At 67.5% G+C, this 15,709-nt stretch carries 16 protein-coding genes and 1 pseudogene; 7 read left to right on the top strand and 10 right to left on the bottom strand.

Going from position 1 to position 15,709, the window contains the following annotated elements:
• Window positions 1-167 precede the first annotated feature (167 nt).
• From Acy02nite_RS45230 to Acy02nite_RS45215, 4 genes are all read right to left on the bottom strand, one after another.
• The gene (locus Acy02nite_RS45230) at window positions 168-2,354 is read right to left on the bottom strand and encodes an FUSC family protein (RefSeq protein ID WP_203756144.1); all 2,187 of its coding nucleotides are present in this window, start codon (window positions 2,352-2,354) and stop codon (window positions 168-170) included.
• A gap of 135 nt (window positions 2,355-2,489) precedes the next feature.
• Window positions 2,490-3,194 (bottom strand): alpha/beta fold hydrolase, encoded by a 705-nt coding sequence (locus Acy02nite_RS45225; protein WP_239175883.1) that lies wholly within the window; start codon window positions 3,192-3,194, stop codon window positions 2,490-2,492.
• Window positions 3,187-3,903: an SDR family oxidoreductase gene (locus Acy02nite_RS45220; RefSeq protein ID WP_203756141.1), complete on the bottom strand. Its 717-nt coding sequence runs from the start codon at window positions 3,901-3,903 to the stop codon at window positions 3,187-3,189. Before Acy02nite_RS45220 ends, Acy02nite_RS45225 begins: the two co-directional genes overlap by 8 nt.
• Window positions 3,904-3,951: 48 nt before the next feature.
• Window positions 3,952-4,824, bottom strand: coding sequence for an alpha/beta fold hydrolase (locus tag Acy02nite_RS45215; protein ID WP_203756139.1), 873 nt, complete (start codon window positions 4,822-4,824; stop codon window positions 3,952-3,954).
• A gap of 90 nt (window positions 4,825-4,914) precedes the next feature.
• Between Acy02nite_RS45215 and Acy02nite_RS45210 the strand changes: the two genes are divergently transcribed.
• The 3 genes from Acy02nite_RS45210 to Acy02nite_RS45200 all read left to right on the top strand — a co-directional run bounded on the left by Acy02nite_RS45210 (window position 4,915) and on the right by Acy02nite_RS45200 (window position 6,113).
• Window positions 4,915-5,409 carry a CGNR zinc finger domain-containing protein gene (locus Acy02nite_RS45210; protein WP_239175882.1) on the top strand — a complete coding sequence of 165 codons (495 nt, stop codon included), beginning with the start codon at window positions 4,915-4,917 and terminating at the stop codon, window positions 5,407-5,409.
• A gap of 138 nt (window positions 5,410-5,547) precedes the next feature.
• Window positions 5,548-5,700, top strand: coding sequence for a hypothetical protein (locus Acy02nite_RS45205; protein WP_203756129.1), 153 nt, complete (start codon window positions 5,548-5,550; stop codon window positions 5,698-5,700).
• Entirely contained in the window at window positions 5,697-6,113 is a 417-nt protein-coding gene (locus Acy02nite_RS45200) for an RICIN domain-containing protein (RefSeq protein ID WP_203754057.1), read from the top strand. Before Acy02nite_RS45205 ends, Acy02nite_RS45200 begins: the two co-directional genes overlap by 4 nt.
• Window positions 6,114-6,607: 494 nt before the next feature.
• On the opposite strand, the gene Acy02nite_RS45195 is transcribed toward Acy02nite_RS45200, so the two are convergent.
• Window positions 6,608-7,507, bottom strand: a complete 900-nt coding sequence (locus tag Acy02nite_RS45195) for an SDR family oxidoreductase (protein WP_275407313.1) — start codon at window positions 7,505-7,507, stop codon at window positions 6,608-6,610.
• Window positions 7,508-7,657: 150 nt separating this feature from the next.
• On the opposite strand from Acy02nite_RS45195, the gene Acy02nite_RS45190 reads away from it, so the two are divergent.
• On the top strand, window positions 7,658-7,960 hold the full coding sequence (locus Acy02nite_RS45190) for a hypothetical protein (protein ID WP_203756128.1): 303 nt from the start codon (window positions 7,658-7,660) through the stop codon (window positions 7,958-7,960).
• A 92-nt stretch (window positions 7,961-8,052) separates the two neighbouring features.
• Window positions 8,053-8,520 (top strand): hypothetical protein, encoded by a 468-nt coding sequence (locus tag Acy02nite_RS45185; RefSeq protein WP_203756127.1) that lies wholly within the window; start codon window positions 8,053-8,055, stop codon window positions 8,518-8,520.
• 1,746 nt (window positions 8,521-10,266) lie between these two features.
• Here the strand turns inward: Acy02nite_RS45185 and Acy02nite_RS45175 are convergent.
• Window positions 10,267-10,707 carry a MarR family winged helix-turn-helix transcriptional regulator gene (locus Acy02nite_RS45175; RefSeq protein ID WP_203756112.1) on the bottom strand — a complete coding sequence of 147 codons (441 nt, stop codon included), beginning with the start codon at window positions 10,705-10,707 and terminating at the stop codon, window positions 10,267-10,269.
• A 76-nt stretch (window positions 10,708-10,783) separates the two neighbouring features.
• Here Acy02nite_RS45175 and Acy02nite_RS45170 point away from each other — a divergent pair, with 76 nt between their 5' ends.
• Entirely contained in the window at window positions 10,784-11,269 is a 486-nt protein-coding gene (locus Acy02nite_RS45170; protein WP_203756091.1) for a YbhB/YbcL family Raf kinase inhibitor-like protein, read from the top strand.
• A gap of 534 nt (window positions 11,270-11,803) precedes the next feature.
• Here Acy02nite_RS45170 and Acy02nite_RS45165 read toward each other — a convergent pair.
• The 3 genes and pseudogenes from Acy02nite_RS45165 to Acy02nite_RS47080 form a co-directional block, all read right to left on the bottom strand.
• Window positions 11,804-12,424 (bottom strand): hypothetical protein, encoded by a 621-nt coding sequence (locus Acy02nite_RS45165; RefSeq protein WP_203756088.1) that lies wholly within the window; start codon window positions 12,422-12,424, stop codon window positions 11,804-11,806.
• Between the two features lie 262 nt (window positions 12,425-12,686).
• Window positions 12,687-13,031, bottom strand: a complete 345-nt coding sequence (locus tag Acy02nite_RS45160) for a histone-like nucleoid-structuring protein Lsr2 (RefSeq protein WP_203756085.1) — start codon at window positions 13,029-13,031, stop codon at window positions 12,687-12,689.
• 65 nt (window positions 13,032-13,096) lie between these two features.
• Window positions 13,097-13,356: pseudogene (locus tag Acy02nite_RS47080) on the bottom strand (hypothetical protein); the annotation flags it as partial.
• Window positions 13,357-13,882: 526 nt separating this feature from the next.
• On the opposite strand from Acy02nite_RS47080, the gene Acy02nite_RS45155 reads away from it, so the two are divergent.
• A complete protein-coding gene (locus Acy02nite_RS45155) occupies window positions 13,883-15,136 on the top strand; it encodes a WD40 repeat domain-containing protein (RefSeq protein WP_239175880.1) in 1,254 nt (417 codons plus the stop codon).
• A gap of 130 nt (window positions 15,137-15,266) precedes the next feature.
• Here the strand turns inward: Acy02nite_RS45155 and Acy02nite_RS45150 are convergent, their stop codons facing one another.
• Complete coding sequence (locus tag Acy02nite_RS45150; RefSeq protein ID WP_203756076.1) at window positions 15,267-15,470, bottom strand: hypothetical protein; 204 nt, start codon at window positions 15,468-15,470, stop codon at window positions 15,267-15,269.
• Window positions 15,471-15,709: the final 239 nt, after the last annotated feature.

The following is a 15,709-nucleotide window of genomic DNA, read 5'->3' as shown; positions in this document are numbered from 1 at the left end:
ACCTTCATCGGTGAACTGCGGGAACGCACCCAACGACTCAGCCGTCCCCGCCGAGCGCTGCCCGCGCACGGTGAGCAGACGAAGGCACTCGACGCAGCACTCCCGCCGGCTGTTTCACCATCGCCAGGCACCTGACGACCCGCGAACGGGGAGCCTTCGGCATCGTCCTACGTGGCGCCGTCGGCCAGGTGAGAGAGGCGGTGGCGGAGGTAGCCGGTGGTGGGGGCGGAGGCCGGGTCGGGTTCGGGGTGGCCGGCGATGCGGGCGATGTCCTCGCGCAGGCCTTCGAGCCAGACGCGCAGGTCGGCGATGACGTACAGGTCCTGGCCGAGGTCGGTGGGCCACCGGACGGGCGGGGGCGCCGGCAGCACCGCGGTGCGGGCGAAGTCGCGGTCGTGGCGCAGCAGGCCGGTGGCGGCCTGGTCGTAGCGGGCGGCGACGTCGGTGGCGACCGCCTTGAGCGGGCCAGCGCAGGCCAGCAGGCCGCCGAGCGGGCAGGAGCGAACCAGGACCTCGGCGCCGCGGACGGCGTGGTGGCCGGCGATCAGGGTGGCCTGCCAGTCAAGGGTGGCCGGGCCGTGATGTTCGCTCTGGTAGAGCGCGTACGACGCCTCGGCGAGCTGGCCGTCGAGCCGGGCCTGGGGCAGGGCTGGTCCGGGGGTGAGGCCGTCGGCCATGACCGCGACGGTCTCCCGGATGACGCCGGCGCAGGAGGCGATGAACGTGCCGGTGGCCCGGTGCAGTTCGCCGCCGCCGCCGCGCGGCCAGGCGAACAGGCCGACGAGCACGCCGATCGCGGCGCCGGCGACGACGTCGAGCACACGGGCCTCGGCCAGGCGCCAGTCGACCGGCGACACCTGGGCGAAGACGAACGTGATGACCAGCGTGAACAGGCCCTGAGACCAGCCGAGGCCGAGCAGCGGGCCGGCCGAGAAGCCGACGAGCATCACGAACGGCAGCAGGATCGCGTAGACGGTCGGGTCGATGCCGGTCAGCAGCAGGGTCGCGGCGACGATGGAGCCGGCGACCGTGCCGGCGATGGCCGGCCGCAGCAGCGAGCGGGTCTCGGCGGCGGAGGCGCGCAGCACCGTGAGGATGGTGAGCAGCACCCAGAAGCCATGGGAGAGGTCGAACACGCCAGCCAGCAGCCGGGCCACGGCGAGCGCGGCGGCGAGCCGCAGCGCGCCCTGGAATGCGACCGACCGCGGGGTGAGGTTCTCGCGCAGGCGGTGCCACCACAGCGACGGCGCGCTGCGGTAGGCGAACCACAGCGGGCCCGGCCGGGCCGAGACGGGCGTGGGGTCGGGGTGGCCCGGCGTGACCCCCGCGACGAGCCGGACCGCGACGATCAGCGATTTCGTCCACTCGCCGAGTGCCAAGGCGAGGGAGCCGAGCCGTAGCCGCTCGGGCGCGATCTCGTTCGGGTCGCGGTTCATCCGGGCCGTGCGGAACTTGGTGAGCGCGCCGCTGATCCGGTCGGTGTCGGGCAGCTCGCCGTCGCCGCGCAGCCAGTCGGCGGCCGCTTGGGCGCAGCCGGCCGTGGTGCGCAGCAGGTCGGCGGCGGCAGTCAGACCCGTGGCGCCGTGACCGTCGGCGAAGAACAGGTCGATGCTGCGGCCGAGCATCAGCCGGGTGGTGCCGGCGGCGAAGCTGAGCGCCCGGTCCTCGCGCCCGGCGGACGCGGGCCGCTGGGTGGGCGGCAGATGGGACGGCCGCAGGGCGTCGGCGGCCTCGGTGGCGTGCGGCAGCAGCGCGGCGAGCCGGTCCTTCGCGGTTTCGTCGCCGGACCAGCTTGCGGCGACCGCGGCGAGGCAGCCGGCGAGCGAGCCGATCGCGTCGGCGAGCTTCGTGCGGTAGGTGACCGGCGCGGGATCCGGCCAGAGCAGCAGTTCGGCGCCGGCGAGCAGCAGGACGGCGAGGGTGAGGCCGGTCAGGCGCTGCCACAGCGAGCCGGGGTCATACGGCGGGAAGCAGGGCAGGATGTACAGCAGTTGCAAGCCGGCGGCCAGGCCGACCAGGCGCGGGCCGCCGACGCCGACGAAGCTCACGGCGAAGCCGAGCACGAACATGCCGGCCGCGGCGGCCCAGTTGGTCACGGACAGCAGGGTGCCGAGTGCGATCAGCAGCCAGGCGACCGGCAGGACGGCGAGCAGGGTGCGGGCGCGCTGGGAGGGGCTGCCGGGAATCTGCGACAGCGCGCCGAGGGCGACCGTGCCGAACAGGGCGTACGGGGCCATGGCGGGGCTGTGGACGACGTACCGGCAGAAATAGAAAGCTACGCAGGCGACCAGGGTGATCCGGGCCGCCCGCTTGATGACGACGAGGCTGGGATCCCGGGCGAGAAGTCCCTTCATGGGCTCAAACTCTAAAGGGTGAAACGCGCTCATTCCGGTTACCGCGCGGGCCGACGATCAGGGTGTTGATCTCGCAGGCTCCCTGGTAAGAGTAGAGCGTAGTCGCGGGCGTGCCCGGAGCACTCCAAGATCATTTTATGCTGCCGCGATCGCGTCCAGGATCAGCGCGGCCACCTGGTCCGGGTGGGTGACCAGGACGGCGTGCGAAGCCTCGCCGACCTCGACGATGTCGCGCGCTCCGGCCCGCGCGGCCATGAAGCGCTGGACGTCGATCGGAATGTTGTGGTCGGCTCCGGCGAGCAGGAACCAGGACGGCAGGGTCTGCCACGCCGGTGTACCGGAGGCCTCGGTGAGCACCACGTCGCGGACCGGGCGTTGCGTCGCGGCCATCAGCCCGGCCTGCGCCGGCGGCAGGTCGGCCGCGAACTGCTCATGGAACAGCTCCGGTCGGATGTAGAGGTCGTTCGTCCCGTCGGCCAGCCGGACCGCCGTCAGTGTGGAGCCGAGCGTACTGCCCGAGTCCGGACCCTGCACGTCGCCGACACTCTCGCCTTCGACGGGAGCGAAAGCCGCGATATAGGCCAGCGCGCGGACATGGTCGTGGCCACGCGCGGCGTTGGTGATGACCGAGCCGCCGTACGAGTGGCCGGCGAGCACGACCGGTCCGTCGATCGAGGCGATCAGCGCCGACAGCGCCGCGGAGTCACTGGACAGGCTGCGTAAGGCATTGGGTGCGGCGATCACGTGATGGCCGGCCGCCTGCAGCAGCGCAATGACCCCGGACCAGCTGGCCGACTCGGCGAATGCGCCGTGCACCAGGACGACCGTCGTGTCAGACAAGAGGCTCGCCTCCATCGATAGCCAGCGAGACGCCGGTGAGGAACGGGGTGGTCATGGCAAATACGACAGCGCCGGCGACGTCGTCGGGCGTGCCGATCCGGCGGGCGGGGCTGGTCGTGGACCGCGTCGCGAACAGGCGCGCCTTCGCCTCGTCGCCGAGGGCGTCGTACGCGCCGGTGTCGATCGTCCCGGGTGAGATCGCGTTGACGCGGATCGGCGCGAGCTCGACCGCGAGACCGCGGGTCACCGCGTCGACGGCGGCATTCGTGGCGCCGACGGCGAGCATGCCGATCGCCGGCTTACGGGCCGATGAGCCGGAGAACAGCACGAAGGAGCCATCGGCGGGCATCCGTGGGGCGAAGTGTTTGGCGAGCAGCATGGGTCCGAGGACCTTGACGTTGAACGACGCGAGGATGACGTCGTGGTCGAGTGCGTCCACGGTGCCGCGGGCTCGGGCCGAGGCGGTCGAGACGACGTGGTCGACGCGGCCGAGGCGTTCGGCCAGTGCTGCCACGCTGGTTTCATCGGTCAGGTCGATCCGTTGCACGGCGATGTCCTGCTCGTCGTAGGCGGATGCCAGTTCGGCCGGGTTGCGGCCGGCCACCACGACGGTGGCGCCGGCAGTGTGCAGCGTCAGAGTGACGGCGCGGGCGATTCCGCTGCCGCGACCGATGACGAGCACGGTGCGACCGGTGAGCGTTGCACCCATCATGTTCTCCCTTGTTGTTCTCGGAATTCCTGGTCGGCCGGGCTGTGCTCAGGCCGGCAGTTCGATCTTCTGGAGGAACGCGCCGATGATTCCGGCGACCTGGTTGAGCGCGGTTTCCAGCAGGAAGTGCCCACCGGGCAGTAGGTGGATCTCCGTCTCCGGCACGTCGGTGGCGAATGCCCGTGCGCCGTCCGGGCCGAAGATCGGGTCGTCCTGACCCCAGACGGCGAGGACCGGTGGCTGGACGCGGCGCAGGTAGGCGTGCAGCTCCGGGTACATCGCCGGGTTGGTCCGGTAATCGCGGAACAGCGCCAGCTGGATCTCATCGTTGCCCAGGCGGGCCAGCAGCGCATAGTCGTGTTCCCAGGTGTCCGGGCTGACCAGGCTCTCGTCAGGGGCGCCGGTGAGGTACTGCCACCTGGTGGCTTCCCGTGTCAGGGCGGTGCGGATGTTCGCCTCGGTCTCCGGGGTCTGCTCCTGCTGGTAGGCCCAGACGGTCTGCCAGAAGCCCTCGATGAAGCCGGCGTCGTAGCCGTTGCCGTTCTGGCTGATGATCGCGGTGATCGCTTCCGGGTCGCGCAGGGATAGTCGCCAGCCGATCGGTGCGCCGTAGTCCTGCACGTAGATGGCGTAGCGGGTTACCCCCAGTTGGTTCAGCAGCCCCGACGTCAGGTCGGTCAGGGCGTCGAAGGTGTATGCGAACTCGTCGGCGGCGGGCGCGTCGGAAAGGCCGAACCCAAGGTGGTCGGGTGCGATCACGTGGTAGCGATCGGCCAGGACCGGAATCAGGTTGCGGAACATGAACGAGCTTGTGGGAAAGCCGTGCAGGAGGACGAGCACGGGTGCGTCGGCGGGACCGGCCGCACGGTAGAAGAGCCGGTGGCCGTCGACGGTCGTGTAGCGGTGGTGAACCTCGATCACGTCTAACCTCTCTGGCGCGCTTTGGCGGTTAGACCACATCATGCCCGGTGTAACCTGTCAAGCATGGAATGGCGGTTAGATTTGGATCGCGTGGATGAGCAGTTCCTGTTGGAGCTGCTGAACAGCACGCCCGTCGTGGATGGCGTCGCGCTCGACGAGTTCGCCGACCCGGACACCGGCTGCGCATGGCTCGAGGCACGTGGCTGGGACGCCACGCCCGAGGAGTGGCGAGCGGTCCGCGATGCACGGGACGATCTTCAAGCCGTTATTCGTGGCACTGCCGAGCCGGCCACGCTCACCAGGTGGCTCGCGCAACTCAGCTGGAAGCCCACGCTGGACACCAGCGGTGTCCACTGGGAGTGCAGCGAGCCGCCCGGGCGGACAGCGGCGGCAGCGGCAGTCCTCGCCTGGAGCGCCTTGCTGGCGTCGAGTCCTGGCCGGCTGCGCCCGTGCGGCAATCCGGAGTGCCGCCTGTTCCTGATCGACCACAGCAAACCCAACAGCGCCCGCTGGTGCTCCATGGCGGTGTGCGGAAACCGGATGAAGGCCCGCAGGCATTACGACCGCGTACGTCAGTCGCGGTGACCGGGTCCACGGACGGCCGGCCGGGGAGGCGCTGGGAATTCTCGATACGCCAATCCGACGCCGTCCGATGGATGACAGCCCGATGCGGGCGCGTCTCATAACCTCAACGCGATCGAAGTTGATCTATTGAGGAGAGCTATGCGTATCGCCAGACTGCCCACCGCGATCGCCACCGTCGCACTGTCCCTGCTCACCCTGCTCGTCGCCCCGGCGGCAGCGCAGGCCGCCGGCCCGATCTACATCAGCGTGCTCAAGCCGACCAGCATCAGCCGACCAGGGTTCTCGACATGACCGGCTGGTCGATGGAGAACATGACCCAGGCGCAGTTGTGGATTTACCGCAACCAGGACGAGGTGCGTAACCAGCGCTGGTACGTCGACCTCATGTACAAGGACTCCGGCATGGGCGTCTACCACCTGCGCAACGCGCTGAGCAACAAGTGCCTGGACCGCCGCCTCGACGGCTCACTGGACAACGGGGACGTAGTGCAGCAGTACACCTGCAACAACTCGAGCAAGAACCAGCAGTGGCGCGCCCACATGATTCCCCAGCAGACCGGTGACACGAACCTGAACTGGGTCCGCCTGGAGAATATGTCCGACGGCCGGTGCCTCGACGTCACCAATGCCAGTCACACCGACGGCGCGAAGCTACAGGTATGGGACTGCGGCTGGGCCTGGAACCAGCGCTGGAACATCTACTGACCGGAGACCACGGAGTTCACTGGTAGCGGCCGGGCGTGGTGATCGCCGGGCAGCCGCACCGTCGCCGGACCGGCGCGGCTGTCCGAGGACGCGTGGACACGGCGTAGGTGATCCTGACCACAACACCAAGATCAAGATCACTACCGCGGCTACCGCCGGTGAGCTGCTCGACCCACGGTCACGACCGTGCTCGTGCGGTGCCGGCCCAGCTACCCGCTCCAGGCACGTCCGTGGGACGCAGTGCCGGTCCCAGGCCGCCCACAGCCCGGCGTACGTATCGCCGCGAGCCAGGAGTTCGTCGTGCGAGCCGACCTCAGTGACGCGTCGTCGGCGAGGACCGCGATCCGGTCGCATGCGCGGGCCTGGGTCGGCCGGTGCGCGACGACATGGCGGTGCGGCCGCCGACCAGCGCGGCGGCCGCGGCTTCCAGGTCGGCGGGGCGCCCGCGCTGCCGGCCTCGGCGGTGGCCTCGTCGAGGACGACCACGGGACCGCTCACGCCAGCGGTTTGCCGCCGGTCACCCCGAGCACCTCGCCGGTGATGTAACTGGACTCCTGCGAGGCGAAGAAGACATACGCGGGTGCCAGTTCGGCTGGCTGTCCGGCGCGCGCCATCGGGGTGTCCTCGCCGAACGACTCTACTTTCTCCTTGGGCATGGTGGCCGGGATCAGTGGCGTCCAGATCGGTCCGGGTGCCACGGCATTGACCCGGATGCCCTTGTCCGCGAGGCCGGCGCCGAGCGCTTTGGTGAAGGCGACGATGCCGGCCTTGGTGGTGGCGTAGTCGAGCAGGTTCGGCGACGGGTCGTACGCCTGGATCGACGCGGTGTTGATGATCGTGGAACCCGGCCGCATGTGCGGTACCGCCGCTTTGCTCAGCCAGAACATTGCGTACAAGTTGGTCTTCATCACCCGGTCGAACTGCTCGGTGGTGATGTCGAGCAGGCCGCTGTCCTGCGACATCTGGTATGCGGCGTTGTTGACCAGGATGTCGAGGCCGCCGAGGTCGTTGACCGCCTTCGCCACGATGTCCGCGCAATGGTGTTCGTCGCGGATGTCGCCGGGTGCGGTCACCACTTTGCGGCCCGCCTTCTCGACAAGCTGCGCGGTCTCCCGGGCGTCGTCCTCCTCCTCGGGCAGATAGGAGATCAGCACGTCGGCGCCTTCGCGGGCGAAGGCGATGGCCACGGCGCGGCCGATCCCGGAGTCCCCGCCGGTGATGATGGCCCGCTTGCCGTCGAGCCGGCCAGTTCCGTGATAGCTGTCCTCGCCGTGGTCCGGCTCGACGTCCATCTCGCCGGTGATCCCGGGGTGCGGGATCCGGCTGCTGTCCTGCGCGTCCGGGGTCCGGTACTGATCTTGGGGATCCTGGGTCTCGTACTGGTTGTCGGGCACGGGTGCCACCTTCCTGATCGGTGAACAAATTGGCTTCCCGCAGTGGGCGGAATTAGTCCTCGTAATCATGATTTACCGGAATCGCCGTACCGGTCGTGCACGGTCCAGGCGGGAACGCAGATATCCTCGATCTCGGCCAAGGCGCGGCGCTTGTCGTCGAGCATCGTGCACCTCTTCTTCGGCGGCGGTGTCAGTTTTGCCGTGATCCAGGCTGGTCCGGTCGTGACCGTCCTGCTCGCGCCGGAGTCGATCACGGACGTCGATCAGGTTGTGGTGGATGCCCAGTGGCAGTTCCTCGACGAGCCGCAACGGGCGCTTGTCGGGAGGCTGGAGACGAGTGTGGTTCACCAGGTCGTGCCGGCTGGCGGGAGAGCTGGCGCCTCGCAGTGCCGCGGCCACCTGCCCCCATTGAGTGCTGTCCATGGCGCTGCCTACCCCGCCATAGCGCTCTAACGCTACGACCGCAGCTCATCCGGACCCAGCGGCAGACTTCAGCGTTTCATACTTTACCGGGCCATGTTGTCCGCTCCTGGCAAGGCGTCGAGATGGCCGTGCGAGGCGACGACACGCACTTCGAGTTCGGCGGCCCGGACGTACTGTGCCTGCAACTGCTCACCCTGCGCCTGACATTCGACACCGGCTCGACACTGGCCGTCACCACGTACCAGGACGATGACGCGTTCGGGCTGGCGATCGGCAGCTCCAGCAATGGGCCCGGCGAGGAGATGGGCACGGGATACCGGTCACGATCCTCGCCTGAGTTACCCGCCGGTCAGATCGAGGAAGCAGCGGTTTACCTGGATGGTGCCTTGCTTGCCGAGGTGACTCTTCGAGTGGGAGGGCAGCAGGTGGTGCTCATCGCCGGCGAGGCGGACGAAAACAGTCCGGCCGACTCGTATGGCATCGCCTCGGCGAGTCCGTACTTGTCTTCCCCCCGACCGAGTGATGCAAGAGCGATGTCCTGGACGCCGACCCGTACGCCCCTCGGATTCGTCACCCGACAGTACCCGTGATCGGATATCCGCTTCGCGGCAGTTGAGCACCTACACGTCCAGGTCCACCATGCAGCCGGACCAGTGACGTGGGGTAGGTCGGTAGGTGTCTGCCACCCGCAACCGTACTTCGTCCTCAGGGCGCAGCAGGCGAGCGTAGAACCGCTTGGGCGGGGCGTTCACCATCCGCTGGAAGTTAGCACGGGACAAAGCCGCTGAGGGGTCGCGCGGGTCCATTAGAACACCCCCTTGAAGGGTGAGTAGCTGTCAGGTGCCGAGGGGCTTTACGCGGTCATTAATGCCGCCGACAGCGCGGATCGAAGCAGCACGTTAACTGATGTAAGCCAACTTCTCAAGCGCGCGAAAAGAATCGCTCACGCCGTCATGTAAGCATCAATCTCGGCGGAACGCCCAAGCTGTCTCTTACTGTGCACTTGAACCATGGACGCTCATTGTGGAACAGTTACCGAATTTGCCGCGGGGCCGCCGAGTCGGCCCGGATAATCGACTACGTGCGAGCGGAGGGGAACAACGCGCTCGCCGACATCGTGCGGGCGGTAGTCGGTACCTGAACGCGTACGAACATCGACTCCCACACAGGACCGCATGACCTGATTGGACCCCGCAACCAAGGCATGAGCCGACGCGAAGCCGCCGCACACCACGACGGGGACCTGCCAGCCCTCATCTTCCAGGATTACGCATGGCCGCGGCTGGTCCATGTCGATGATCGACGGGTCGGCTTCGTGACGGCTTTCCTGGACATCCCGTGGGCTCCTGAACGAGATCCCCATGACCGGAGCTCTGGTGTCTGGCGGTTGAACATCGCTGCCGACGCTCAAGGCAAAAGGTGTGGGCGTTCCGCCGTCGAAGCGGCATGTCAGGAGATTCGTGACCGCGGCGGCCACCAAGCATTTGTCACCCACGAGCCCCGCGCCGGAGCCCCGGAGGCCGTTTACTTCAAGCTGGGATTCCGGCCGACCGGGGAGCGCAGCGGGAGCCAAACGGTCGCAGTCGTAGGTCTCCGAGTCGTCGGCGGGCTCGCATGACTTTAAAATAGGCAATCAGCTCGACCGTCGACGCAATTCCGGCGCCAAACGCAACGCACTCTCATCGGCAGCTGAGTGCACGCGGTCATGACTGGCGGGGTCCATCTTGACTACGTTTGGTGACTGCGAGCTGCGGTAGATGCTTCGCTGATGGGGAGCAGTGCGATGGTAAGGGGGACTCGTTCTTTGGGAACGTGGGCCGAGCTGTTATGCCTGGGAGCAGCGTCGGTTCTCTCAGCGAGAGTGTTTGTGCTGCTCGTTGGCTGTTGTCATCCGCCGTGGGGAGCACTGCGGCGATGAAGTCGGCGTTCCTGGCACGGGTCGTGTGGTGCTGCTCCCCAAAACCGGTGATCGGTGGGGAAGCAGAGGGGGTGGTCACCGGCAGCGCTGAACGGTGTCGAACGGCGTTCAACGACGTCGGGTAGCGTCGCCTGACCAGGATAAACTTGCGTTTTTCCTGGTCAGTCGCTTGAACGAACTGCGTTCACACAGGAGCGCTCCACGAACAGCGCCCAACAGCGCTGAAGAGGACGTTTGTGCAGCTCAACAGCCCGAACGGCCTGACTTCTTTGCGATGTCTGCTCCAGTGAGCTCTCGTTCATGACGGAGGACTCTGTCGAGCGTTCCGGCGCCGGCTTAGTGGGTGTTCGCTCAGAGCTGTCGAGCGCGAGCTCGAAGGTGGCCGGGTCGTAGCAGGCGTAGCCGAACCTGGTGGCGATCACGACCTCGTCGTGGAAGCCCTTTCCGGCTCGGCTGGCTGGAGTTTCCGCAGCACCTCCGGGATGCGGCGGATGACCTCCAGCTCGTCGTCGTCGAGGTCGCGGATCGCGCGGGCTATCCCGGCGGCCCGCGCTAGGCGAGCGCTTGCCAGCGCGTCGGCGCCGGCCGTGGTCAGAGTCAGCATGACCTGGCGACGGTCGGCGTCATGCCGGCCGAGGGCGACCAGTGCCTGATCGGCCAGCAGGCCGACCGTGCGGGCCATTGACTGGTGCTTGACCTGCTCGAGCCGGGCCAGGTCGGCGATCGACAGTGGCCCCGAGCGGGCCAGGTGACCGAGCACCGCGGCCTGCCCGGGCGGCATTTCGTCGTGGACGCGAGCGCGGCGCACGAAGTCGCCGATCGCCGCGCGCAGCTCTTCGGCGAGATCCAGGTCACTCATGCCGACAAACATACAGCATTGCTGTACTGTTCCCCGAAGTGCAGCAATGCTGCACATCTGAGCTGAGGAGCATGAGATGACCTACGACCCGTACGCCCTGGCCTTCCCCGCCCCGGCGTTCACCGTCACCAGCAAAGACTTCACCGACGGCGGGGCCCTGCCCGACTCCGCCTACCAGCCGCGCAACGAGTCACCCGAGCTGTCCTGGGGCCCGCTGCCCGAAGGCACGCGGAGCCTGGTGGTGACCGCGTTCGACGCCGACGCCCCGATCCCCGGCGGGCTCTGGCACTGGGCGGTCAAGGACATCCCGGCCACCCTGAACGGACTTGCTCACGGCGCCGGCGCCGGCACCGCACTGGTCAACGACCTCGGCAGCACCGGCTACGCCGGGGTCAACCCGCCGCCCGGCACCGGCACCCACCGGCTGTTCATCTGCGTCACCGCGCTCGCCGTCGCATCGCTGGAACTGCCCGAAGGTGCCAGCCGGGCACTGCTGAACATCACGCTGATCCCGCACACCCTGGGCCGGGCGATCATCATCGGGACCAGCACGCCGCGCTGACGCGCAGCCTCGACCTGTAAAGCCCTTCGTAACAGGAAAAGACCCACATGAACATCTCTCTGACCCGTCGTGCCCTCGCGACCGCCGCCCAGCGTTTCGTGCCTTTCTCCCGGTCTGGGTGGCGAGCGCGGACGGCCCGATCGCGATCACGGCCAACGAACTCCGCCGACTGTTCCACGCCCTGGTCATCGAACCGGCCAGAGGGTCGGCAGACGCTATTGCTTGGTCCAATTACCGGCGTCGCCATCAAGCTGCCGCCAAGACCAGCCACTACGCCGGCAAGCTCTCGCAGAACCCTAAAACGGATCTCTTGCGGTAACGGGCTCGGTCTCGCTGTGGACCCGGATGCCCAGTCCGAAGCCTGGCAAGTGAGAAGTCTGGCGGCCTTTTCGTCTGTCAACCGGGCGGCGAGATTGCGGTCTGGACGAAGCCGCCCCTACTGCCGCGAGTGGTGCGCTCGGTGGAGAGGTGTGCGGGGGCGGGGGCGGGGGCGAGCTTTCACAGGACTTCGCCCCTCCGTTCGCGGCTGGTATTTCAGGCTTTCTTCTGTCGGCCGACTGGGATGTTGAATCCCTGTTCGCGTAGCTGATTAGCCCAGTTCCCGATCGTGCCGATCGACTTGCCGTACTTCTCGGCGAGTGCTTTGAAGGAGCCTGCGGCGGCGAGGTCGGCGAGGAATTGGTCACCGCCGGGCCGGTCCTTTCGGGGTGCCGGGGCTGGTTCTGCCGGTTTCGCGGTTGCGGGGGATCTGGTCGCCTTAGCGGCACGCCGACCGGTTGTGGCCCGGTCTCGCCGGGGTCTGGGTTCCGAGATCGGTTCGGCGATCGGCTCCGGCTTCGACGCGACGGTGATCTCAGGTTGAGCCGCAGCTGCAAGCTCGGCGACGTGCACGGTCGCTGCTGCGGTCTCGTCTTCTGAGGCGGCCGCTTCGTGCTCGGCGATAGCTTGCGTGCGGCTATCGTCGGGTGTGACTTCCGCCGGCGCTTCTGCGACCGCCGGTACCGCAGCGGCGGTTTCGTGCACGGTTGCGGGAGCGCCGTTGGTGTCCGTCAGCGCCGCCGACAACCAGGTCATGACGCGTTGTTGGGCATTCGGGTCGAGTGGGGACAGCAGCTCGTACGCGACCTGCATCGCCTGGAGTTCTTGCAAAGGCATGCTTTCTCCGTCTTCGTTGTGTGGTCAGGCAACAGCGGCATCGTCAACATGGGGCGAGAGGCTTGGAGTGCCGATGATTACGGCGAGCACGTCCTCGAACCGAGGCTGGCATGTTCCGCGACCGGCTGCGCTGTCACTGCGCGGGACTGTGTTGGCGGCTGTATCGTCGCTCATGATGGTCGCCTGCCGAACCTGCATTCGTGTCATGCGGTCGGGTCCGCCGGTCAGGCGGCCGTGACTGAGCGGTCGGTCGGGTTCGGGGTTACCGCTTGGCGTGGAACGCTTCGACGATGGAGCTGGGGATACGGCCTCGTTCGGACACTTCGTAGCCGTTCTTCGTCGCCCATTGCCGGATGGCCTGATTCTGGTCTCGGTTGGACCGGGCCGGCGCTGCTGCGGTCCTGGAGGTGATCCGGCTGTTGCCGTTGGTGCGGCCGGCCTTGGCGGCGACCGCCAGATACGGATCGAGGGCCTTGCGGAGTTTTCCGGCGTTCTTGTCGGACAGGTCGATGGTGTAGTTGATCCCATCGAGCCCGAATTCGATTGTCCCGTCGGCGTCACCGCCGTCGAGGTCATCGGTCAGCACCGTGATGACTTGTTTGGCCACGATTTTCCGCTCCTGTAAGCGCGGCGCCATGCCGCAGTAGACAACGATTCACACAATCATAGACGCTACGATTTTCTGGCCGCCGTGTGCATTGAACCTTTCCATCCCGCATAGCGATTGGCTTCGGCGTGGCGCAGCACAAGGATGGTCTGCACGATCGCAGGCAGCAACGCAGCCGGACCAGAATCTTCCAGGTCTTGAGCGCGGCGCTTGCCCGCTCACCGAGGGCGCGGACCTTCGGCATGCGCCCAAACGACCCCCTGTGCCGACGTGGCAGCTTCGGCCGGAACCGGAGCCGTTTCAACGGAGTGCGCACGCGCCGCCGACCGAGCGGCGACCTGACCGACCAGCGGTCACGCGGTTGCGGACCTTCAACCCGGCTCGACGTGCTGAACTTCCGACGTGAGTGCACCGATGTCCGGCGCCAGAACGTGCGGCAAGCGAGGCAACTACGCGTCGTGGAATGGGGCCGGTTCGGGTGGGATCCGCTTGGACATCAGGCAGAACTCTGCTGATGTGCACGGGAGTGAGGTACCGCAATTGCCGCAATCCCATGATGTCTTCTCAGGGCGATGGTCGCCGACGCCGAAATTCCGGGTCGGTCACCGGACTGTGACTCCCGTCAGGCTGTTGCGTGGTGCGCTCGGATTACCGGGGCGGCGGATGGCTGATTTGGAGGCGATCGCCGCCGCCGTCGTCGTATCTCAAATGCCGAGCGGGACGGTGATCAAGACCCCATACGCACCCGATTTCCTGCTGGAGGGCGGCACCTCCGAGGCTGGCCCACTCTAGGGGGTGAAACACCTCAAAAAGCATTATAGCCGGACGAAACTTATCATTACCGTGCGAGTGTGACGATCAATCGAACTCATACGGACACGTATAGTGACCGCTTCCGGATCCGGGAGTCGTTCGCCGTGGCTCTGGCCGGGTTGCTCACGCTGCCCGCGGTCACCATCGCGCAGCCCTCAGCCGCTGCGCTGCCGGCACTGGTCGCACACCGCTTTGCGGGCGGTGACGCCCGGCAGGCCGCGGCCGTGCCCGGCGTGGACGGACGGGTCGCGATGCGGCCGGATGGCAAAGTCTTCGCCACCGTGAGTGACGCGGCGGTGCGGCAGTGGAGCACGGCGACCGGCCGCCGGGTCGGATCGCCGATCACCGGCCTCACCGGAAAGGTCCATGCCATCGAGTTCAGCGAGGACGGCAAGCTACTGGCGGTCGCCGACGACGGCGGGGTGGCGCTGTGGAATGCCGCAACCGGGCAGCGGTCCGGATCCCCGCTGATCAGTCATGCCGGGCCGGTGCGCTCGGTCGCCTTCGACTCCGGCGGCCGGCTGCTGGCCACAGCTGGCGACGACGGGACGGCACGGCTGTGGGATCTAGCCGACCGGCGCCTGCTGCACACGCTGACCGGGCAGGCCGGGGCGGTGAGGTCGGTGGTGTTCAGCCAAGACGGCAAACGCCTCGCGACCGCAGCCACCGACAGCACTGTGCGGCTGTGGCAAGCGGACAGCGGACGGCCGATCGGCAATGCACTGATCGTGAGCCCCGGCCCGGTCTATGCAACGAGTTTCAGTCCCGACAGTAAACTCCTGGCGGCCTCCGGTGGCGGCAACGCCGTGCGGTTCTGGAACTCGGCCACCGGCGAACCCGCGGGCGAACCGATCGCGGCCGGCCCCGGGCCGGTGTATGCCCTCACGTTCAGCCGTGGGACCAGACTGCTGGCCACGTCCTCCGGCGGAGACAACACCGTGCGACTGTGGGACACGGCGACCCGCCGCCCGGTTGCCGCGCCGCTCGCCGGGCACACCGGACCGGTGCGCGCCATGCGCTTCGGCCCGGACGGGAAACTACTGACCACCGGCAGCGACGACGGAACCGTGCGGTTGTGGGACACGGTGACCGGACGTGCGCACGGTGCGCCGCTGGTCGGGCACCAGGGGCCGGTCTGGGCGTTGCGGATCAGCCGGAACGGCACATGCCTGGTCACCGCGGGCGCGGACGCCAAGGTCAGGCTGTGGAGACTGCCCCGCCGGAAAACGGTCTCCTCTCGGCACGCCCCAAAGGCGGCCCGGTCCAGGCTGATCCAATGCGGTGCAGCCTGACCGGACCTCGAGCAGCGTTCGCCAGTGATCAATAGCCACAGGCAAGCAGTGAGCCGCTGGCATGTTAAAGAACTGAGCTGCGTTCCCGGTTTCGGGGGCGCAGTTCATTCACATCGGCGGTGCGTGCTGGTCAATCACCGTCGACGACGAAGCGTTCGACGTGACCGACCCACTGCTGCCCCTGCGGCGCCATGCCGTCGGTCCATGGCGTCCACGTCACCACGTCGCCGTCCCAGCGTACCGATTTGAGGGTCTTACCGGCCGCGCTCAGGGTCGGCGGCGTATCGTGGCGGTCGCTAGTTGCCACGGCTTTGCCATTTTTGTCGGTCGCCACGACCCAGTATCAAGCATCAGCACCATCAATTTCGAATTTCACGTACGCTTTGCGCCTGCGGTCCGGGCTCGTCTTGGCCGAGCCCTGTTTACGTAGGACGCACCGAGCAGAACGAGAAGGCGTCAACGCCGCAGCCAGCTGACGGACCCGACCACGTCGCCGGCGGTGCTGACAAACCCGTGGCGGCCGGCGGGTTGAAGCCATAGCGTCGCGTCGTGATCTATGAGCCATTTTCATCC

The organism is Actinoplanes cyaneus, from assembly GCF_016862095.1.
Classification (GTDB): Bacteria; Actinomycetota; Actinomycetes; order Mycobacteriales; family Micromonosporaceae; genus Actinoplanes; species Actinoplanes cyaneus.
This window is presented reverse-complemented; position numbering and strand designations above follow the sequence as displayed.